Annotated in this window: 17 protein-coding genes and 2 pseudogenes; 8 read left to right on the top strand and 11 right to left on the bottom strand. The window is 69.9% G+C overall.

All coding sequences use genetic code 11. The features are described 5' to 3' along the window. Nucleotides 1-133: 133 nt before the first annotated feature. A complete protein-coding gene (locus tag E1165_RS02045) occupies nt 134-1,576 on the bottom strand; it encodes a hypothetical protein (RefSeq protein WP_207916464.1) in 1,443 nt (480 codons plus the stop codon). 422 nt (nt 1,577-1,998) lie between these two features. Between E1165_RS02045 and E1165_RS02040 the strand changes: the two genes are divergently transcribed. Then, nucleotides 1,999-2,973 (top strand): phosphotransferase family protein, encoded by a 975-nt coding sequence (locus E1165_RS02040; protein ID WP_165945111.1) that lies wholly within the window; start codon nt 1,999-2,001, stop codon nt 2,971-2,973. A gap of 79 nt (nt 2,974-3,052) precedes the next feature. Here the strand turns inward: E1165_RS02040 and E1165_RS28770 are convergent, their stop codons facing one another. Next, the gene (locus tag E1165_RS28770; protein WP_165945110.1) at nt 3,053-3,769 is read right to left on the bottom strand and encodes an alpha/beta hydrolase; all 717 of its coding nucleotides are present in this window, start codon (nt 3,767-3,769) and stop codon (nt 3,053-3,055) included. A 337-nt stretch (nt 3,770-4,106) separates the two neighbouring features. On the opposite strand from E1165_RS28770, the gene E1165_RS02030 reads away from it, so the two are divergent. Then, nucleotides 4,107-4,952 carry a slipin family protein gene (locus E1165_RS02030; protein WP_132387066.1) on the top strand — a complete coding sequence of 282 codons (846 nt, stop codon included), beginning with the start codon at nt 4,107-4,109 and terminating at the stop codon, nt 4,950-4,952. 132 nt (nt 4,953-5,084) lie between these two features. Here the strand turns inward: E1165_RS02030 and E1165_RS02025 are convergent. Further along, a pseudogene (locus E1165_RS02025) lies at nt 5,085-5,342 on the bottom strand (winged helix-turn-helix transcriptional regulator); the annotation flags it as partial. Nucleotides 5,343-5,391: 49 nt separating this feature from the next. On the opposite strand from E1165_RS02025, the pseudogene E1165_RS30580 reads away from it, so the two are divergent. After that, nucleotides 5,392-5,604, top strand: a pseudogene (locus E1165_RS30580) (NAD(P)-binding domain-containing protein); the annotation flags it as partial. Between the two features lie 124 nt (nt 5,605-5,728). Then, nucleotides 5,729-6,013 carry a hypothetical protein gene (locus E1165_RS29675; RefSeq protein WP_243704543.1) on the top strand — a complete coding sequence of 95 codons (285 nt, stop codon included), beginning with the start codon at nt 5,729-5,731 and terminating at the stop codon, nt 6,011-6,013. 150 nt (nt 6,014-6,163) lie between these two features. Here the strand turns inward: E1165_RS29675 and E1165_RS02015 are convergent, their stop codons facing one another. The 3 genes from E1165_RS02015 to E1165_RS02010 all read right to left on the bottom strand — a co-directional run bounded on the left by E1165_RS02015 (nt 6,164) and on the right by E1165_RS02010 (nt 8,411). Then, nucleotides 6,164-6,955 (bottom strand): AfsR/SARP family transcriptional regulator, encoded by a 792-nt coding sequence (locus E1165_RS02015; protein ID WP_165945109.1) that lies wholly within the window; start codon nt 6,953-6,955, stop codon nt 6,164-6,166. Between the two features lie 65 nt (nt 6,956-7,020). After that, nucleotides 7,021-7,203, bottom strand: a complete 183-nt coding sequence (locus E1165_RS28765) for a hypothetical protein (RefSeq protein WP_165945108.1) — start codon at nt 7,201-7,203, stop codon at nt 7,021-7,023. A 200-nt stretch (nt 7,204-7,403) separates the two neighbouring features. Beyond that, on the bottom strand, nt 7,404-8,411 hold the full coding sequence (locus E1165_RS02010; protein ID WP_165945107.1) for an NAD(P)-dependent oxidoreductase: 1,008 nt from the start codon (nt 8,409-8,411) through the stop codon (nt 7,404-7,406). 46 nt (nt 8,412-8,457) lie between these two features. Here E1165_RS02010 and E1165_RS02005 point away from each other — a divergent pair, with 46 nt between their 5' ends. Continuing rightward, entirely contained in the window at nt 8,458-9,129 is a 672-nt protein-coding gene (locus E1165_RS02005) for a ScbR family autoregulator-binding transcription factor (protein WP_132387059.1), read from the top strand. On the opposite strand, the gene E1165_RS02000 is transcribed toward E1165_RS02005, so the two are convergent. Next, nucleotides 9,059-9,997, bottom strand: coding sequence for a ScbA/BarX family gamma-butyrolactone biosynthesis protein (locus tag E1165_RS02000; protein ID WP_132387057.1), 939 nt, complete (start codon nt 9,995-9,997; stop codon nt 9,059-9,061). The two genes, E1165_RS02005 and E1165_RS02000, sit on opposite strands and share 71 nt — an antisense overlap. Before the next feature lie 435 nt (nt 9,998-10,432). On the opposite strand from E1165_RS02000, the gene E1165_RS01995 reads away from it, so the two are divergent. The 3 genes from E1165_RS01995 to E1165_RS01985 all read left to right on the top strand — a co-directional run bounded on the left by E1165_RS01995 (nt 10,433) and on the right by E1165_RS01985 (nt 14,321). Then, nucleotides 10,433-11,215: a response regulator transcription factor gene (locus tag E1165_RS01995; protein ID WP_132387056.1), complete on the top strand. Its 783-nt coding sequence runs from the start codon at nt 10,433-10,435 to the stop codon at nt 11,213-11,215. A gap of 98 nt (nt 11,216-11,313) precedes the next feature. Further along, complete coding sequence (locus E1165_RS01990; RefSeq protein WP_165945106.1) at nt 11,314-12,813, top strand: MFS transporter; 1,500 nt, start codon at nt 11,314-11,316, stop codon at nt 12,811-12,813. A 77-nt stretch (nt 12,814-12,890) separates the two neighbouring features. Then, nucleotides 12,891-14,321, top strand: a complete 1,431-nt coding sequence (locus tag E1165_RS01985; protein ID WP_132387055.1) for a multicopper oxidase family protein — start codon at nt 12,891-12,893, stop codon at nt 14,319-14,321. Between the two features lie 61 nt (nt 14,322-14,382). Here E1165_RS01985 and E1165_RS01980 read toward each other — a convergent pair whose 3' ends face one another. From E1165_RS01980 to E1165_RS01965, 4 genes are all read right to left on the bottom strand, one after another. After that, a complete protein-coding gene (locus tag E1165_RS01980) occupies nt 14,383-15,741 on the bottom strand; it encodes an MFS transporter (protein WP_243704542.1) in 1,359 nt (452 codons plus the stop codon). A 248-nt stretch (nt 15,742-15,989) separates the two neighbouring features. Further along, nucleotides 15,990-16,514 carry a YceI family protein gene (locus tag E1165_RS01975; RefSeq protein ID WP_132387053.1) on the bottom strand — a complete coding sequence of 175 codons (525 nt, stop codon included), beginning with the start codon at nt 16,512-16,514 and terminating at the stop codon, nt 15,990-15,992. Further along, complete coding sequence (asnB, locus tag E1165_RS01970; RefSeq protein ID WP_132387052.1) at nt 16,511-18,391, bottom strand: asparagine synthase (glutamine-hydrolyzing); 1,881 nt, start codon at nt 18,389-18,391, stop codon at nt 16,511-16,513. Before asnB ends, E1165_RS01975 begins: the two co-directional genes overlap by 4 nt. 65 nt (nt 18,392-18,456) lie before the next feature. Beyond that, complete coding sequence (locus tag E1165_RS01965) at nt 18,457-19,590, bottom strand: nucleotide disphospho-sugar-binding domain-containing protein (RefSeq protein WP_132387051.1); 1,134 nt, start codon at nt 19,588-19,590, stop codon at nt 18,457-18,459. Nucleotides 19,591-19,631: the final 41 nt, after the last annotated feature.

Below are 19,631 nucleotides of genomic sequence, written 5' to 3'. Positions count from 1 at the left end.
TGAGAACTCCGCTCCCGGTCGATGCGGAGCTTGGTGGCGTCCGTCGACCACACGTCCTGCCGCTTGTCGGGTGCGCGGTCGCCCAGGTGGCGTGCCGGCCGGAACCCGCGGACCTGTGGAACCGATGTCAGGGTCAGACCACGACGCCGTCGACCTGAAGGGTCTGGACCGAGGCGGCGGCGAAGGGGACCCGGAGTGCCTTCCCGCTGAGCCGGATGTCCTGGCGGCTCGTGTACCGGTCACCGCCGGCCGGGACGGTGGACCACCGGGGTACCACTCCGCCTGTCCCGCCGGTCACCTGGGCGAAGCGGGACAGGTCGAAGGTCAGGGTCTGCGCGGCTCCGGTGTTGACCGCGACGATCACGAGCCGGCGGGCGACCCGGTCGTAGGCGGCGGCCGCGTAACCCACACCGGTGTCGATGATGCGCATGCCCGGCCGGATGTGCCGGGTGAACTGGGCGAGCACGTAGTACTTCGGCTGGACCGCGCCTGCGGCGAGGGTGTCGAAGTCGTACTGAATCGCGGCCCAGCCCGGACTCGGATCCATGACCTGCCAGTAGCACCATGCGGTCGGGTGCAGCCAGCGCCAGTCCAGGCACAGGTTGCGTGCCATGGTGAGTCCGGTGCTGTCGTTCTCCCCGCTCTCGGAGTTCCACAGGATCTTGCCGGCCGCGCGCACGTCGTTGAAGAGGAGATCCCGGCGGCCGTTCGCGCCCTGGTACCCGTGGACGTTGACCTGGCGCACGACGGCCTTCGTGGCGGAGTCGAAGCTCGCCCAGGTGGTACGGGCCAGGTCGTAGCTGGTCTCGTCAGACGCCGAGATCATCACCCCGCTCAGGCCCTGCCGGTCCAGCTCGGTTCGCAGGTGGGCCAGGACGCTGCGCTGGGTCGTGGCGTCGATATGGCAGCCTTCCTGCTTGCCGTCGGCGCGCCACCAGTTCGACGATGGCTCGTTGAACGGATCCACGGTGCGGAAGTCCACTCCCCACCGATCCCGCGCGTAGCGGGCGGTGGCCGCGAGATGGAGCGCATGCTGGCGGTGGTTCCACGACTGCAGGTTGTTGCCGCCGTCGGCAGCGCCGGACGGGTTGTGGTTGAGGCACATCCACCACATCGGCGAGTTGGCGAACAACTCGCTGATCGCGCCCCGTTGGGTCGCCTTGACCAGCGCGGCGCGCTGCTTGGCGTCGGTGTTCCAGTTCCAGGCTGACGATGTGCTGTCCTCGTTGCGCCAGTCCTGCCAGAAACCTCCGATCTGCTTGAACCGTGGGATGTTGGGCGATGCGACCATCTGCGCACCGTTGACGCTGTTCCAGCTGCACGCGCCAAGGTTGTAGCGAGCGATGTTCAGGCCCAGCCCGGGCAGCATGGCCCCGCGGTAGGAAACCGACCTGGTGGTGAAGAAGATGTCGGCGAAGTCGTCGCGGTCGCCGAACACGTTGGCCCACCACGCCAGCGAGGTGCCCCAGCCCTCCCACGCACCGTAGTCGGCGCTGGGATTGATGGTGACGGTCGCATCCGCGTTCGCCGCGCCGGTCGTCAGCGCGCCGGCGACGGCGCCGGCTCCCGCCGCCATGAGCATCGTTCTGCGGCTGACCGCCTGCCCTGCCGCAGGCACACGCTCCTGGCGCGGGTCACTGTGCTGGTTGGCCGACGGGGACATGGGACCTCCAGGGGGTGTCTGCGGGTCAGCGGCCGGTTGCGCGGGTCGGCACCGCGCGGCGTGGCGCAGCGGGTCGTCCTACCGGGCGAGGGCGTTGGACGTCTGCCTTCACATCGACCGTCACCTTCCATGGCTCGTCACCTGGCAGGCCCGGTTCATCTCGCAACGGTCGCTGGTCGACGGCCCAGGCGCATGCAACGGCAAGCGTGCCGCAAGGACCGATAACTGTCAATCGACGATGGTCGAGTTGAGCGCTCCGGCGCCGGGGGATGGAGGATGCGCGACCAGACCAGGGGCCCGTTGTGGGAGCCTCCCGCGGATGCGATGCTCCCCAGGTGCGAAGCATCACCAAGCGCGACCTGTCCCGGGCCGAGATCGACAGCCTGCTGCGGCGGGCGCTGGGCGCGTCGGTCGAACTTCGCGACGTCGTCGAGTTCACCGACGGCTGGTTCAACACCACGTACGGGGTCACTCTCGTCGACGACCGCGAGGTGGTCGTGAAGGTGGCGCCCCCGCCAGGGCTGTCCCTGCTCCGGTACGAGGTCGACCTGATGCGTACCGAGATCGAGTTCTACCGACGGGCCGCCTCGGCAGGGCTGCCGTTGCCCGTCCTGCGCCACGCGGACCCCGATGCCGGGTACCTGGTCATGGACCGGCTGCGCGGCCAGTCGCTGGAGACGGCGAAACAGGCGATGAGCCCGGCGCAGCTGGCGGCGGTACGCCACCAGGTCGGCGTCTGGGCGGCCCGGCTGAACACGGTGACCGGGGCCCGGTTCGGCTACCCGCGCCGGGACGGGCGTACCCGCTCGGCGAGCTGGCGGGCCTCCTTCCTGGCCATCATGGACGACATCCTCGCCGACGCCGTGGCGTACGACCGCCGGCTGCCGGCGTCGGCGACGACCGTCAGCCGGCTCGTCCGCCGCCACGCCGGCCTGCTCGACGAGGTGACCCGCCCCGCCCTGGTCCACTTCGACCTGTGGGACGGCAACATCTTCGTTCGGCCGGACGGAGACGGCTTCGCCGTCGAGGGGATCATCGACGGCGAACGTGCCTTCTACGGCGATCCGCTCGCCGAGCTGGTGTCCCTGGCAGTCTTCGCCGACCCGGCCGAGGTACCCGGCCTGCTCCCGGGCTACCTGGGCCGGGACGAGCTGACCGAACCGGAACGGAACCGGCTGCGCCTCTACCAGATCTACCTGTACCTGATCCTGCTCACCGAGGACGCCACCCGCGACTACCCGGCGCAGGAGTACGAGCCGGTCCGACAGTTGGCCATGACGCACCTGGAGGCCGCGTTGGCCCGGCTCTGAGCGGCCGGTACCGCCGGCCGGCGTCACGGGCTTCCGACCACCGGTACCGCGACCCGGCCGCCGCCTCCGCGACGGTGGGTCAGGTACGGGAACCCAACCACCGCACGGCGCGGCGCACGACGGTCTCGGGCACCTCGTGGCCACCGTCGAACTCGTCGTAGGTGACGTCGTAGCCGACCGCGCGCAGTCGTGGCACGAGGCGTCGACTGCACGGGTCGACGGGCAGCACCGGGTCCCTGGTGCCGTGGGAGACGTAGACTCGGGGACGGCCGTGGGTGACCAGCGGCGCGGCGAAACCGGGGGAGAAGGCCAGCACGGCGTCGAAGACGTCGCCGTTGATCAGCCCGATCGACAGAGCGTACGACGCCCCGTCGGAGAACCCGCCGACGAGCATGCCGGTGACCGGATACTCGGCGAGGATCTGCTGCAACACCCGGTCGACGCGACGGACGTCGGGACCGAAGCCCGAACCGATCAGGTCCCAGGTCGCCGCGGTCGACTGCGGCGCCACGAGCAGCAGGCGCTGCTCGTCGGCGACCGGCAGCATCAGCTCCAGTGCCTGCCGTGGTGATCCCCCCGCGCCGTGCAGCAGCAGGACCAGGCGATACGGGCGCCCGTCCGTCGGCTGCGGTACGTACGCCAGAGCGAGCGGCTTTCCGGCCTGCCCGTCGAACGGCACCAGCCCCGTGCGGGCCGAGGCCGCGACCGGCGGGCCCGGCCGGACCATCAGTCGGCCGTGCCGGGAGTTCTCCTCCGGCTGCTGATGCGGCGGTAGGGTTTCGCCGACGATCGGCACGGCGCCCTCCACGTCAGGTTCCGACTGTCCCGGGGGATACCCGACCACCGCACGCCAAACTGGGCCTCGATGCGGCGCGCAGTCTCGGCACACCTCGGTGGGTCGTCGTCGAGCAGACACCGGGAGAACCCGTGGTACGGCTCCGGCCGGGGCGTCGAACGCCCACTGGTGCCGATGAGCGAGTACCGCGGCGCGAGCCGTGTCCGACCGTGGGCGGTCGGCCTTCGTCTCCGCTGCCGTCTGCGACGACCCGTCCCCGGATGGCTCGGATCCGGCACCAGGACTACCTGCGCCGAAAGCGGGAAGGCTCGCGCGAGGGGTGAGGGGGTGCCGTGGGGTGCGCGTGGTGGTCGGCGTGGTGATCGTGCTCGCGGTGCTTGCGCTGCTCGGCGCGTTGAGCATCCGCATCGTCCAGCAGTACCAGCGCGGTGTCGTGTTCCGGTTCGGCCGGGTCGTGGCGCCGGTCCGGGAGCCCGGTCTGCGGCTGATCATTCCGGTGGTCGACCGCATGGTGCGGGTGAGCATGCAGACCACGGTGATCGACGTGCCGGCGCAGGGTGCGATCACGCGGGACAATGTGACTCTCACCGTGGACGCGGTGGTCTACTACCGGGTCGTGGATCCGGTCAAGGCCCTGGTGAACGTGCGTCAGTACCCGGCGGCCGTGCTCCAGATCTCGCAGACGGCGCTGCGGTCGGTGATCGGCAAGGTTGACCTGGACACCCTGCTCGGCGATCGGGACAGGGTCAACGCCGACCTCAAGTCGGTCATCGACGCGCCGACCGAGGGGCCGTGGGGGTTGAACATCGAGCGGGTCGAGATCAAGGACGTGGCGCTGCCGGAGAGCATGAAGCGTTCGATGTCCCGCCAGGCGGAGGCCGAGCGGGACCGGCGGGCCCGGGTCATCGCCGCCGACGGGGAGTTCCAGGCGTCCCGGCGGCTCGCCGACGCGTCCCGCGCGATGGCCGGCACTCCCGGCGCGTACCAGCTTCGGCTGCTGCAGACCGTGGCGGACGTGGCGGCGGAGAAGAACAGCACGCTGGTGATGCCGTTCCCGGTGGAGTTGTTGCGCTTCTTCGACCGCTTCGCGCCCACCCCCGCCGAGGAGCGCCAGGTCGCCGGGGAGTCCACCGTCGCGCCAACCGGTGACGGGCACCGCGGCGACACCGGTCAGCGCACGTAGGCGTTCGTCCGCCGTGGGGGAGGCTCGGGCAGGGCGCTGCCGGGCCGTACGCGCGCTGGAGTCCTGCCGGGAGCCACCTGCGGCAGAGGTGACGGGCACCTTCTCGGCTCCGATCCGCCCGATGCGTTCGGTGCCCCACCGTCCCAGGGGGATCAGGGCGGCATTGAGCGACACGCCGTGCTCTGTCAGGGAGTACTCGACCTTCGGTGGCACCTCGCGGTACACCTCACGATGCACGAGCCCGTCTTCCTCCATCTCCCGCAGATGCTGGATCAGCATCTTCTCGCTCACGCCCGGAATACCACGTCGGAGCTCGGCGAACCGGCGTGTCCCGTGGTGGTGCAGCTCCCAGAGGATCAACGACTTCCACTTGCCGGCGACCACGTCCATCGCTGCGTCGATACCGCAGAAGTAGGGGCCACGCCGTGTTGATGCCGCCATCCGCATCCTCCACCGGTCACCCGGAAAGGCGGACGACCTCGTCGCGCAGGGCGCGGAAGCCGCCGCCACGGCCGGCGACGCGGTCCGGGCCAGCCGACTGGTTGTCGCGTGCCTGCTGGACCACGCGTCGGTCAACCAGGTGCTTGATCCGCTCTCCGCCGATCTGGCAGGACGGGCTCTGGTCAACGTGACCACGACGTCACCGGCTCAGTCACGGCAGTTGGCCGCCTGGGCTGCCTCTGCCGGGGTGGTGTACCTCGACGGCGGCATCATGGCCGTACCGCACATGATCGGACAGCCCGGGTCGTCGATTCTCTACAGCGGCGCCGGCCGGCGTGTCGGCGGGCGAGTTCGCTGCCAGGGCCGCACCGTGGCTGACCGCGATGACCGGCGCCTTCGAGGAGTTCGCCGCAGTCATCGACGGCGGGGACTACACGGTCGAAGGACAACAGAGCCTCGAGTTCTCCAACCTCGGCGCCCTGCTGGCCGCCAGTTCCGACCAGGGCGTCAGCACCGAGGTGGTCGCCATGGTGCAGCGGCTCGTCCAACGCCAGATTGACGCAGGCCACGGGAACGAAGGCTTCGCCCGGATCATCGAGAGCATCCGGCACCCTGGCTGATCGCCCGCGCCCGACCCGGCGGTGGCCTCGACATGGAGATCAGCCTTCCCTGATCGACCACCACCCCCAGGCCGGGCGTCCGGCCGGTCACCGCCGTCCGTCGTCTGGTTCCGGCAACTGGCGAGCGGGGGCCAGCCGGTACCGGCCGACTCAGCTCGCCCAGCGTTCCGGCAGGAGGTTGCCGTCCGCCGACAGCATGGCGTCGTGCAGTCTGCGCACCGGTAGAGAGGGCCCGATTCCCAGCTCCTCGGCAAGGGTCTTGCGCAGCCGGTGGAAGAGGTTGAGCGCTTCGACCTGTCGCCCCGCCCGGTACAGGGCGAGCATGTACTGTGCCTGGAACCGCTCGTTGAGGGGGTACTGGGCGGTCGCCGCGCACAGCTCGCTGACCAGCTCGTGGTGCAGGCCGAGCCGGAGTTCGGCTTCGAAGCACTGTTCGGTGGCCGTGATCCGGGACTCCTCGAGGCTGTCGACCATCGCCCGCAGGTGTGGGCCGACCTGGACGTCGCTCAACGCCGAGCCACGCCAGGTGCCCAACGCCTTGCGGTACGCCTGGGACGAGGCGGCGTAGTCCTGTCGCCGCATGGCTTCGCGGCCGAGCTTGACCCAGTGTCTGTAGTGGGTGAGGTCCAACGACTCCGGCGCGATGACGAGCTGGTAGCCGCGACGGCCCGTGGTCAGCAGCTTGTGCGCCCGGGCGAGACTGCCGACCTCCTTCCCGGCCGCGATGCACTTCCTTATCTGCAGGATGTAGGTCTGGAACGTGGGGACGACCGTGCGGGGCGGATCGTCCTGCCAGAGTTCCTCCACACAGGTGTCGATCGAGACGAACCGGTTGGCGTTGAGGACGAGCAGGGCGAGGAGTTGCCGCTGTTTCGGTGCGGTCGGTAGCAGGTCAACGCTCGCGGATCTCATGACGAACGATCCCAACACTCCGAACTCCATGACATCTCCCTCGGCGAGACTGAGCGCATCGTTGGCTGAGCAGGAGCGCCCTCCGCGCCTGGTGCTCACGTGTCGACCGCCGCCCGCGCCCGGGCGTTGTTCCGCCGGGGGGCGCTGATCGACGTGACCGCGGCGCGCGTGGGCGAGACGTGCTGGCGGCGGGTGGCGTTGCGGCAGGAGCCACGCCGCCACCGGCCGGTCAGGGGAGAAAGGTGGCCGAACGTCGTACGTCCACTCCAGACGCGCATGGATACCCTCCCCCGTTTCTGCCATTCGAACATAGCGTAGAGGGCTCCTGCATCGTCAAGTCTTGATTTAAGGAACATTTGTCGATCAGCGGGATGGTTGACAAATGGGGGCGCGGTGGTGGGTGATTGGGGAAGCTGCGGTCAAGCGAATGTCAAGGAATTGCAAAGATGGTGTCGGTGAGGTGTCGCGCGGTTGGCCGTCAACCTTCTGTGAACTGTCGGGATCCTGTTGACGGACCTGCCCCGGTGGATATACTCCCGTCCGCCATCCCGCAGGCGTACCAGTGACCCGCGTGGGTCATGTCCTCGAGGAAAGAGGGTCCAGGCATGCAGCCGGTCAACTGCCAGATGGCGGTGGAGTCGTACCAGTGGTCGATCGTGAGTAGTTCCAGCTGCCGTTCGGGCAGGCCGGCCCGGCGGAAGTGGGCCTGGACCTGGGCGCGGGAGGCGGACCCTCGCGGTACCGCCACGCCGAGGCCGCGAGCGAGGGCGGCTCCGGCGTCACGCATCCGGACCGGGCGCGGATGGTTGGCGTGAAGGGCCGTGCCGGGCGGGACCGACAGTCGGGTCGCGGCCGCGACGGTCAGCCTGGCCAGGTCGGTGACGCTGATCATCGAGGCGCGGGCGTTGCCCCCGTCGACCCAGCCGGGTAGTGCCGCCAGCAGCGCCGCCAGCGCCGGCACGAACCAACGGTCACCGGGGCCGTAGACGAGATGTGGACGCAGCACGCATCCGCCGGCCTCCCGTACCCACACCTCGGCCGCGGCGCGGCTGGCGCTGACGGGGGAGCGCGGCGCGATGGGCAGTTCACCCTCGCGCGGTCCCCGGTGCGGGCCGGAGCCGTAGACCGCGGCGGTACTGACGTAGACCAGCCGCCGTACGCCCGCGGCCGTTGCCTCCCGCACCAGATGGCGGGTGCCCTGGTCGTTGACGGCCGTGCAGAGCTCCTGGTCCTTTCCGACGTACGATGCCGCGTGGATCAGCGTGTCGACTCCATCGCACACACCGCTCAGCGACTGCGGCTTCGACAGGTCGCCGTGGACGACCGTCGCGCCCGCCGAAGACCCCGGCCCGAAGCCGCCCCGCAGCAGGACCCTGAGGGCGGCGGGCCGCCGGGCGCGCAGCGCTGCCAGCACCGCGCCGCCGACGAACCCGGTCGCCCCGGTGAGCAGGATCGCCCCACCACCCGCAGAATACCCACCGGTCACGTATCGAACCTCCGAATTCGTATCGACATTGTTGAGGGACTGGCACATGAGGCAGGCACGGGCCGAACATACCCGGGAGTCGATAGTCAGGGCGGCCGCCGAGATGTTCGACCGGTACGGCTACGGCGCGACGACTCTGGGAGACATCATCACCCACGCGGGGGTGACCAAAGGCGCCCTGTACTTCCACTTCGCCTCCAAGGAAGAGTTGGCGCAGGCGGTTGTGCAGGAACAGCACCAGATATGGATCCAGCTGGCTCGTGACGTCGCCGCCCGGAATTCCCCGCCCTTGGAGGCGCTTATCAGCATGTCGTATGGCCTTGCCGCGCAGTTACGTGACCATTCAGTCGTGCGGGGGGGCATCCGGCTCACGCTGGAGAGCGGCACCTTCCAGCGTCCCCGCCCCGATCTGTACCTCGACTGGATCGCCATCACCAGCGAGCTGTTGGAGCGGGCGGCGGCGCGTCGGGAGATCCAGGCGGCGGTGCGGCCGACGCAGGTGGCCCAGGTGGTGGTCAGCTCCTTCACCGGGCTGCACCTGGTGACGCAGGTGCTCGACGAGCGACGCGGATTCGTGGAGCGCCTCGCCGACATGTGGCGCGCCATCCTGCCCGGCCTGGTCACGGCTCGCAAGCTCCAGTACTACCTCACCTATGTGGAATCGGCGCATCGGCAGATACGAGGCGCGACAGGTGACGAGGCGCCGTCGCCCGGCTAGGCGGCGTCACCGTCACCGTTCCGTGGACGGCGACCCGGCCGCCCTGGAGGAACCGCATCGCCAGCGCGTCGGGGGCGGGGCGGTCCACCACGATCCGGCAGGGCTGGTTCAGTTCGAGGAAGGCCGGGAACGACGCCTCGCTGGCGGTGATCGCCGTCGCCGCGCCCTCGTGCTCGGCCACCGCCACCTGGTGCATGGCCTCGAATACCAGCATCCCGGGCACGTGGTCCAGCGGATGATCGAACAGGATCGGATGCTCCTTCACGACCCGCAGCATCCGTACGCCGTCGTCGTCCGTGGGGCCGACCACCACGTCTCGGATGAGCTCCCGGCCGACCGTGGCGGGTGTCGCCGGCGGGACCGCCCGCGCGGCGCCACGGTCGTGGTCGCCGGGCTGACGCCGTAGCCGCTGGTAGACGGCCGGCGTCACGCACCGGAGCCAACCGCTGCCGGCGGCGAACTGGCGGCCGTCGCGTTCGAGGCGCACGTCCACCCGCATCCGGATGGTGCCGTCCGGCCGGCGGGTCAGTTCGGTGATCTCGATCAGTGCGATCGACTGCAGCGGGCCGTCGGCCCAGAAGAGGCCGTCGGGGTCGCACATCCACCGGAGACGCTGCATGAGGAACGCGTGCCCCATCGGCACGGCGTAGCCAACGTGGGCGATGAGGATTCCGCACTGCCGGATCGTCTCGGCGACCAGCAGCGGGTGGAACCGGCCGGACTGCGCGCCGTACAGACTGTGCCCGCGCGGCCATTGCACGGCGCAGGCAAAGGTGTCGGCGTCGGTGCGGCACCAGTCGGTCAGCAGGACCTCCGCCGCCGCCGCCCGGTGTACCAGACGACGTGGGACGGTGGACTCGTAGGACACCGAGGTGGCGAGAGGGACATTGAGGGGCTGCGCTAGTGGCGGCAGTCCGGTCACATCGACTCCGATTGATCGAATCGTTCGCCATAAACATACCGAACGCAATGATCCAACGTTCTCGATGTCGCATGCTAACAGGCTCAGCTAAACGGTAGTGGCCCCTTTGGCGCGAGCACTGTCCACATAAGACCCGACTTGTCGGCTGATGGTCGTAGCGCCCGTGGGCGCGCAAGTTCCACCTTTCGCCTTGACGAAACAGGGCGGTCGGTTTTTTATGGTGGGGCGCCGACCGTTCAACGGGGCGCCTCTCGCGGCGTCGCGGCGGGTGGTCCTCGCGCGTCGTGCGCCCCATTGACGTTGAGGCTGGCTCGGGAAGGGGTCGGATGGACGCCGACTCGTACCCGGGTCGAACCGACCGACACAAACTGGGGACGGGGTATGCGTGTGTTGGCAGTTCAGCAGGACGCCGTGGGAGCCGAACGGCTCGTGTGCTCGCTGCGGCGACACAGGTACGAGGCTGTCGCGGTGACGACCGGGCGCGAGGCGCTGGCTCTCTGTCCGAGCAGCGACCTCGTGCTGCTCGACCTCGACCTGGCAGACATCGACGGAGTCGACATCTGCCGGAGCATCCGGGCCGCGGGCGACACCCCGGTCATCGCCTTCACCGAGCGCGACAGCGAGGTGGATCGGATTCTCGGGCTTCAGGCCGGCGCCGATGACTGTCTGAGCAAGCCCTACGGGTTCCGGGAACTCGTGGCGCGTATCGAGGCGGTCGGGCGGCGGACGCGCCGGTTCCCGTCCGAGCAGGACTTCGTCGACTACCGAGGATTGCGGATCGACGGCAGGCGGCGTGAGGTGCTGCTCGACGACCGCCCGGTCACCCTGACCCGGACGGAGTTCGAGCTGCTACGCGTCCTTGCCATGCACGCCGGGCAGGTGGTCTCCCGGCAGGAGTTGGCATCCCGGGTCTGGGGTGCCGAGGGCATGGTCGGGCCGCGTCGCAAACAGGGTAGTCGCACCATCGACACCCACGTCAGCACGCTGCGCAACAAACTCGGCCACGGTCGGTGGATCGTCACGGTGCGCGGCGTCGGCTTCCGGATGGGGCCGGGACGCTCGCCCGAGCCGGACGGCCAGAAGCCGATCGGTGACGGCGACCGGCACCGGATCGGGCTGCGGGGCCCCACGCGACGGCACCTCGCGGCCGCGGTCTTCGCCTGACTGCTCGATCGGCGCACGAGGTTCCCTCTACCGGGGGCACCCATCCTCGGTGCCGTAGATCTCGAGCCGTCGATGCCGCCTGCCCAGAGGAGACCGAGATGAGCCTGCGCTCCGCATCGGCCAGCCGCCGGTCGAGCCCACCGGTGACGCTGATGGCCGTCCTGGTCGGTGTCTTCGCCGTCGCGATGGCCATCTCCGGCACCGGCGTCGCCCTGCCCGACATCGGCGCCGACCTGGACGCCTCGGGCGCGCCGCTGCAGTGGGCGGTGACCGGGTACAACCTGGCACTGGCCTCCTTCACGCTGGTGTGCGGCTCGTTGGCCGACCTGTTCGGGCGGCGTCGGATGTTTCTCGTGACCACGGCGCTGTTCACCGCGGGTGGCCTGCTCTCCGCGGTGTCCCCGAGCATTCTGGTGTTGGACGTGGCCCGCGCGGTCGCCGGTGTCGGCGCCGGCGGGGTGATGGCCTGTGGTGGTGCGCTGCTGGCCGCGACCTTCACCGGTGCTGGCCGGACCCGGGCGTTCGCCGCCATGGGGACCACCGGCGGCGCCGGTGTCGTGGTCGGGCCGTTCCTGGCCGGCTGGCTGGTGACCACCCTGGGCTGGCGGGCGAGTTTCCTGGTCTTCGTCGCGGTCGGTGTGCTGATCATGCTGGCGACCCGATTCGTCGCCGAGTCCTGGGGCGTGGAGCGACGTCAGGTCGACCGCCCCGGCGTGGTCGTCTTCGTCACCGCGCTGGGACTGCTGATGTTCGGCGTCGTGCAGAGCCCGCAGGGCGGCCCGGGCGGGCCGGTCGGCATCGCCGTGGGCGCCCTGCTGCTGGTGGTGTTCGTCGTGATCGAACGTCGACGGGACAACCCGCTGCTCGACCTGTCCCTGGCCGGCAACGCGCCGTTCATGGGCTGGTGCCTGGGTACCGTGTCCACCTCGATCGGATTTGTTGGCACCCTCGTCTATCTGCCCATCTACCTGCAAGGTGTCACCGGCGTCACCGCCGCCCGGGCGGGCCTGGTGATGTTGATGCTCACCGTGCCGATCCTGGTGGTGCCGATGTTCGCGGGGTGGCTGGTGAACCGCGGCTGGTCGGCCCGGCTCATGATGACCCTCGCCCTCGGCCTGGTCGCTGCCGGCAACGGCTGGCTCACCGTCCTGCACCCCGGTATCGGCATGCTCTCCCTATCCGCTCCGTTGGTCACCGTCGGGGTCGGCATGGGGATTTCCTTCGGCATCACCGACGCGCAGGCGATGAACCAGGTCGAGGCGAGCCGGATCGGGATGGCCGCGGGCTTCCTCAACACCCTCCGGAACACCGGCGAGGCCGTGGTCATCGCTGTCTTCGGCACCGTGCTGATCGCCCTGATCCGCTCCCGGGTCGGATCCACCGAGTTGGCCAACCAGATCGCCGCCGGTGACCTCACGGGTGGGGACCGGGAGTTCCTGGCAGCTCAGTACACGCAGTCCTGGCAGGTGGCGCTGCTGGCTGTCGCGGTGCTGTGCGCGGTGGCGGCCGTGGTCGTGTTCCTGCTGCTCGCTCCCCACCGGTCGGGAGCCCGCCGCGCGGCCGAGGAGACCGCCCAACCCGCTCCCGAGCCCGTCTGACCCAGACGCGTACCAGCTTCCCGCCGGCCGTCCGGCCATGGCGGTCGTCACCACGCCATCCTGCGGAAGGAATACCAGTGCAGAGAAGAGATCTGATCCGGTACGGCATGGCTGCCGGGGCAGCGCTGCTACCGATGGGGTTCGCGGCCAACCTCTGGACGAGGTCGGCGCAGGCGGAGCAGGTCGCCCCCTTCTCGACCCGGTTGCGGGTGCCGCGCGTGCTGTCGCCGTACTTCAGCACGTCGACGGAGGACTACTACAAGATGGACCTCGTCGAGTCGACCGCGAGTATCCTCCCCGGGCTCAAAACGCCCGTGCTGACCTTCAACGGCCAGTTCCCCGGTCCGACCATCCGGGCCCGGCGTGGCCGGGCCACCCGGGTGAAGATCACCAACCGGCTCACCACCCCGACGTCGATCCACCTGCACGGCGCCGACGTGCCGGCCGAGAGCGACGGGCACCCGACCGACGAGATCGTCCCCGGCGCCAGCAAGACCTACCGCTATGGGAACATCCAGCCGGCGGCCACGCTCTGGTACCACGACCATGTCCACCACCTGGAGTCGGAGCACGTCTACCGAGGGCTGTCCGGCCTGTACCTCATCGATGACGACGAGACCGACGCGCTGGGTCTGCCGAGCGGCGCCTACGACCTGCCGCTGCAGATCCGGGACGCGCACCTCGGGCCCGCCGGTGAGCTGGTCTACACCTGGAACGACTTCGCCAGCCGGACCAGCGTCCTGGTCAACGGCGGCTTCCAGCCGACGCACGAGGTGCGGGGGACCCAGTACCGGATACGGTTGGCCAACGTCTCCAACACCCGACCGCTGCGGCTGCGGCTCTCCGACGCGTCGGAGATGGTGCAGATCGCCTCGGACGGCGGGCTGTTGAGCCGGCCGGTGCCCTGCACGGAGGTCGAGCTGTGGCCCGCGGAGCGGGCCGAGGTGGTCGTCGACTTCTCCCGGTACGCGGCCGGCACGAAACTGATGCTGGAGAACGTCTTCGCCGGCCCGTCTCGGCCGGACCGGCAGATCCTGCAGTTCGAGGTGACCGGCCCGGCCGCGGCCACCTGGACGCCTCCCGCGCTGCTGCGGTCCCACCCCGACCTCGGGACGCCCATCGTCACCCGCAACATCGACTTCGTCTGGAGCGAGGCCAACGGCGGGTTCTACTCCATCGACGGGCAGGGGTACGACCCGCACCGGGTCCAGTTCCAGGTGCGCCGGGGTACGACGGAGCTGTGGCACGTCAACAACTCCGACGCGGTCCGGAACTTCCCGCACAGCATGCACGTGCACCTGGTGCAGTTCCGGGTGCTGGATCGCAATGGCGTGCCGGTGGGTGAGGGGGAGGCGTATCCGAAGGACACGGTCCGCATTCCCGCAGGGCAGAACGTCCGGATGCTGGTCAAGTTCGACACGCCGTACACCGGGATCTACCCGTTCCACTGCCACTTCCTCGACCACGCCGCGCACAGCATGATGGCGCAGCTGGAGGTGGTGCCCTGACCGACCTGGGCGAAGCGTTGGGGACGGCAGGGCAACGCCCTGCCGTCCCCTTCCGGTTGCGTCAGACCCTGCCCACCGGCTCCGCGGGCTCCACCGCCACCGGGGTGGACGACCGGCGACGCAGCAGCAGCGCGACCAGCAGCAGCGTCGCCGCCGCCATGGCCGCCAGGCCCCAGAGCGTGATGTCCATCCCTCGCGTGTAGCCGGGCTCGGCCAGCCGGCCACCGGCCGTGCTGGCCAGCACGGCGCCGAAGATGGCGATGACGACGGTCTCGCTGGCCAGACGAGCGGTGTTCAACATGCCGGCGGCAGTCCCGGCCCGGCGGGTATCGATGCTGGACAGCGCGACGCCGTCGATCATGCCGGTGGTCATACCCATGCCGGCGCCGAGGGCCAGCAACGGGCCCGCCAGGGCGAGCGTTCTGATCCCCGGCTCGATGATCGTGAGCCACGCCGCGCCCACGCCGACGAGAACGACCGCCGTGATGACCACCGCGGTGGGCGCTACCCAGCGGGTGAGCATGCTGCTGACCAGGGGCAGCGCCAGGGTCGGCGCGGTGAGCAGGAGCAGGGTCGCGCCGGCCTGCCCCGAGGTCATGCCCAGCACCCCGGTGAAGTACGACGGCAGGTAGACCAGCAGCGGAATCGTCACGCAGATGATCGTGGCGGCCGCCGCCGAGAAGGCGACGAAGTGCCGGCTACGCAGCAGGCTGAAGTCGAACAGTGGGCTCTCCTGACGCCGCTCGACCATGACGAAAGAGAGCAGCAGGGCTGCGGAGGCGACGAATGCGCCCACGACCCACAGGCTCGTCCAACCCTGTCTCGGGCCCTCCACCACGCCGAAGATGAGCAGCAGCAGGAAGGCGGTGAACGACAGCGTCCCCGGCAGGTCGACCCGCCGGCTCGTCGGATCCTTCGACTCGGGCAGCCATGGCACCAGCGCCAGGACCACCAGTGCGGCCAGGGCCGGTGCGGCGAAGGCGGCCCGCCAACCGAACGCGTCGACGAGCACACCCGCGATGGTTGGTCCGAACGCCAGGCCGACACCGAGCGCGGTGCCGAAGAGCCCGAACGCCCGGGTCCGAGCCGGTCCGTCGAACGAGGCGGCGAGCAGCGCGGCGCCGCTGGCCGCGGCGGCCGCGGCGCCCACGCCGGCGATGGCGCGGACCACGTCGAGCAGCACGATGTTGTCCGTCACCGTGCTGATCAGGCCGGTCACCGCGAACAGGGCGACGCCGAGGGCGTACATCCGCCGCCGGCCGACGATGTCGGCGAGCGAGCCGCAGGCGAGCATGAAGCTCGCGAAGGTGGCGTTGTAGCCGGTCACCACCCACTGCACCGGCGTGAGGTCGGCGTTCAGGTCGGCCGCGATGTCGGACAACGCGACGGACGCGCCGGTCAGGGTGATCGGCAGCGACACGGTCGAAAGCAGGACGGCCGCGAGTACGGTTCTGGGATTCCTGCGCACGATTCTCCTGTTCGTTGAACTCTCATCGGCGTTCCGCGCCTCGCGCTGGGGCCGTCCGCCGCCGACCGGGCAGTCGATGTCGTCTACTCCCAGCCTGCAACCTGAACAAATATTGAGGTCAAGTCCGGTGGGGTTTCCGCGTACGCGAAACGGCCCGGCCTGACGCGGGGTCAGGCCGGGCCGCACATGGTCGGCGAGGGTCAGGTCGCGGCGACCACCTCGATGTCGATCCTCAGGTGACGGCCAGCCAGGCCCCTGGACCGGGTGATGCCGAAGGCGTAGCGATCGACCCGGGCGGTGGCCTGTGCCGTCAGCTCGCCACCGCGTTGGGACAGCGACTTCAGGGTCACGTCGACCGGCCCGGTGATCCCCCGGACGGTCAGCTGGCCGTGCAGGACCGGCCGTCCCCGTGCGATGCTCCACCGGTCGCCGGTGAAGACGAACTCGGGGTACGCGGTGGTGTTCAGGAAGTCCGCCGAGCGTACGTGCTCGTCCCGCTCCTGGTTCGCGGTGTCGAACGTGTCCGCCCGGATCACCGCCTCGACCGAGGAGTTCTCCGTCGGCGTGACCACCCGCAGCACTCCGCCGCCGACGCGGACAGTGCCGCGTACCGGCAACAGGCCGAACATGGCGCGGGTGGAGACCCGGACCACGGAACGTTCCGGGTCGATCCGGTAGACGCCCTGCGTGGGCACTGGAAGCGTGACGCTGTCCAGAGTGCTCATTCTTGTCCCTTCCCTTCCGTGCCGGGCAGCTCCAGCCGGACGTTGTACGTCGTCATCCAGGTGTTGAACTCCACCAGCCGCTCGAGCACCGCCCGGGCGCTCCACGGCCCACCCATGACGTACGCCCCGACGGGGCGGTCGAGCAGCCGCCGGATCCCCTCGACGGAGACGAGCTGGTGCACCGGCTGCCCCGGCTCGCACAGCCGCGCCACCCGTTCGCGCAGCGCCACCTCGTACGTGGTGTCCTGGGTGGACGGATAGGGGTTCTTCTTGCGGTCGAGGACCGAGTCCGGCAGCACGCCGCGCATGGCGGCTCGCAGCAGGCTCTTCTCCCGGCCGTCGAAGGTCTTCATGGCCCACGGCACGTTGAAGACGTACTCGACGAGCCGGTGGTCGCAGAACGGCACCCGAACCTCGAGGCCGACCGCCATGCTGATGCGGTCCTTGCGGTCCAGCAGGAAGTTCTCCCACCGGGTGAGGTTGAGGAAACTCACCTCCCGCATCCGGGCCTGCAGGCCGGTCTCGCCCGGCAGCCGCGGCACCTCCGCCAGCGCCTCGCGGTAGCGCCGGTCGACGTAGCCGCCGAGGTCGAGGCGGTCCCAGAGCCCGACGTCGCGCAGCGCGCCGATCCCGCCGGCCTTGGCGAACGGGTGGTGCCACGGGAAGCTGTCGCCGTGCACGGCCTCCGGGTCGTGGAACCAGGTGTAGCCCCCGAACAGCTCGTCGGCGGCCTCCCCGGACAGCGCCACCGTGACCCGCCGGCGCACCTGCTGGCAGAGCAGGTACAGCGAGTACTCCATGTCACCGGTGGAGATCGGCAGGTCCTGTGCGCGCAGGGTGGCGCCGCGCACGCCGTCGTCGAGCACGTCGTCGCTGTCCAGGACGATGGTGACGTGCTCGGCGCCGACGTGCTTGGCGACCTCGACGGCGAACGGGATGTCCGGGTCCTCCCACTGCACGTCGGCCTGGAACCGCTCCTCGTGCCCGACGAAGTCCACCGAGAACGCGGGAAGCGGCTCGGCGATTCCCAGGGTCTCCTGGTGGCGGGCCGCGAGGGCGGTGACGGCGCTGGAGTCCAGCCCGCCGGAGAGCAGCGTCCCGACCGGCACGTCGGCGTAGAACTGTCGGGCGACGATGTCGGTCAGCAGGTCCCGGACCGTGGCGACGGTGGTCTCCAGGTCGTGGCTGTGCGGCCGGCTTCTCAGCTGCCAGTACCGTCGGCTGGTCAGGCCCGTGCGCGACACCTTCGTCAGCGTGCCCGGGCGCACCTCGTACATGCCCTGGTAGACCGCGTGCCCGGGGGTCTTGACGATGCTGAACATCTCCCGCAGACCGTCAAGGTCTACGACCGCGTCGACGTCCGGATGGGCCAGGATCGCCTTCGGCTCCGAACCGAACAGCACCCCGTCGTCGGTCGGGCGGTAGTACAACGGCTTGATGCCGATGCGGTCCCGTACGAGCAGCAACTCCTCCGTGCGGCTGTCCCAGACGGCGAAGGCGTACATGCCGTTGAGCCGGTCGACGAAGGCCTCGCCCCAGTGGAGGTAGGCCCGCAGCACGACCTCTGTGTCACTGTCGGTGCGGAAGTCGTGACCGGCCGCGGTGAGCTCGGCGCGCAGCTCACGGAAGTTGTAGACCTCGCCGCTGTAGGTGATGACCACCTGGTGTGCCGCGTCCGTCGGGACGACCATCGGCTGACCGCCGTGTTCGAGATCGATGATCGACAGCCGTCGGTGACCGAGGATGGCGTGAGGGGCCACCCACGTTCCCGACGCGTCGGGTCCTCGGCACGACATGGTCGCCGTCATGGCCTCGCCGATGTCCCTACGGGTCGTCAGGTCCGCCTGGAAGGCGACCCAACCTGCGATTCCGCACATTCCTCGTTCCTTCCGATCCGCGCCTCAGGGGGCGATGCCGGGCGCTCCGGCGCCGGGGTCACGGTTCACCGGGCCGCCAACTCCTCCACGGCACCGAGGACCTGCGTCGGCAGTGGCAACGACCGGATCTCGGCGGCCAGTTCCTGGGACTTCTCGCGGTAGGACGGGTTCTCCAGCAGTTCCTGGCTGGCCGCGACGATCTGCTCCGGCGAGTCGTCCCCGGGCATCAGCAGCAGGGCCGCGCCGTACTTGGCGAGCCGTTCCGACGGGGCGACCGACGCAGCCATGTTCGGGGTGAGCAACTGCGGTACCCCCGCGCTCATCGCGGTCAACGACGTCGCGCCGCCGGCGTGGTGCACGAACAGGTCACACGTGGGCGCGATGACGTTGAGCGGCATCCAGCCGGCGTGCACGTGGTCCAGACCGGCCGAGACGTCCGCCGCCACCTCGTCCGGTACCGCGAGCACCATCTCCAGACCCAGCGGGGCGACCTTGCGAGCCAGCTCCCGGAGGTACCCCAGGTACTGCTCGCGGTTGACCCGGGCGCCCGCCGTCACGCAGACCCGGCGGCGCTCGCCGCGAGCGTACATCCAGCTCTCCAGCCTCCGCTGCGGCGAGCACGGGACGAAGCGCATGTACTGCGGCGTCGGCCCGCCCTCGGGACGCAGGCTGGGCGGGCAGACTTCGATGAACATGTCCGGCTCCGGCAGGCCGTCGAGACCGAGCGCGGCCAGCTCCGGCGCGAGCTCCCGTTCGGCGCCCAGGTCCGACTCCGGCGGCTCGCCGGAATCCCAGGTGTGCCGCACCCAGGGCACACCGAGGTGGCGAGCGAGCAGGGCCGCCCCGAAGCTGAGCATCCCGCCGACGACCACGTCCGGGCGCCACGTCCGGCTCAGTTCCAGCAGGGCGTCGAGGCTGCCCGCGGCAAGCCGCCCGAAGCCTTCGCCGATGAAGGTCATGTGCCCTACGGGATCGGTCGGCCACTCCAGGGCGCGGCCCTGTCGATCCTTGGCCAGAAAGTCGATCATGCGGTGTGGGGTGATCGAGACGCCGGGCAGGCCGGCGGCGGCCACGGTCGGCATCATCGACTCGGTCGAGGCCATGAAGGTCTCGTGCCCGGCGTTGCGCGCGGCCGTGGCGAGGGGGATCAGACCGAAGATGGTTGCCGGACTACCACCGGCGATGAACAGGATTTTCATGGCGCAAACGCTAGGCGCGTCACCTCGTGGAGACTTAGAGC

This window comes from Micromonospora sp. KC723, assembly GCF_004348595.1.
In the GTDB taxonomy this organism is placed as follows: domain Bacteria; phylum Actinomycetota; class Actinomycetes; order Mycobacteriales; family Micromonosporaceae; genus Micromonospora.
Note: the sequence above shows the minus strand (reverse complement) of the source record. Positions and strands in the feature narration are given on the sequence as shown.

Coding starts and splice junctions, on each gene's coding strand:
- asnB (WP_132387052.1), bottom strand. CDS start 18,391: ATGTGCGGAATCGCAGGTTGGGTCGCCTTCCAGGCGGACCTGACGACC.
- E1165_RS28765 (WP_165945108.1), bottom strand. CDS start 7,203: ATGCGCGTCTGGAGTGGACGTACGACGTTCGGCCACCTTTCTCCCCTG.
- E1165_RS01990 (WP_165945106.1), top strand. CDS start 11,314: ATGAGCCTGCGCTCCGCATCGGCCAGCCGCCGGTCGAGCCCACCGGTG.
- E1165_RS01965 (WP_132387051.1), bottom strand. CDS start 19,590: ATGAAAATCCTGTTCATCGCCGGTGGTAGTCCGGCAACCATCTTCGGT.
- E1165_RS01975 (WP_132387053.1), bottom strand. CDS start 16,514: ATGAGCACTCTGGACAGCGTCACGCTTCCAGTGCCCACGCAGGGCGTC.
- E1165_RS02015 (WP_165945109.1), bottom strand. CDS start 6,955: ATGGAGTTCGGAGTGTTGGGATCGTTCGTCATGAGATCCGCGAGCGTT.
- E1165_RS01995 (WP_132387056.1), top strand. CDS start 10,433: ATGCGTGTGTTGGCAGTTCAGCAGGACGCCGTGGGAGCCGAACGGCTC.
- E1165_RS02005 (WP_132387059.1), top strand. CDS start 8,458: ATGAGGCAGGCACGGGCCGAACATACCCGGGAGTCGATAGTCAGGGCG.
- E1165_RS02045 (WP_207916464.1), bottom strand. CDS start 1,576: ATGGCGGCGGGAGCCGGCGCCGTCGCCGGCGCGCTGACGACCGGCGCG.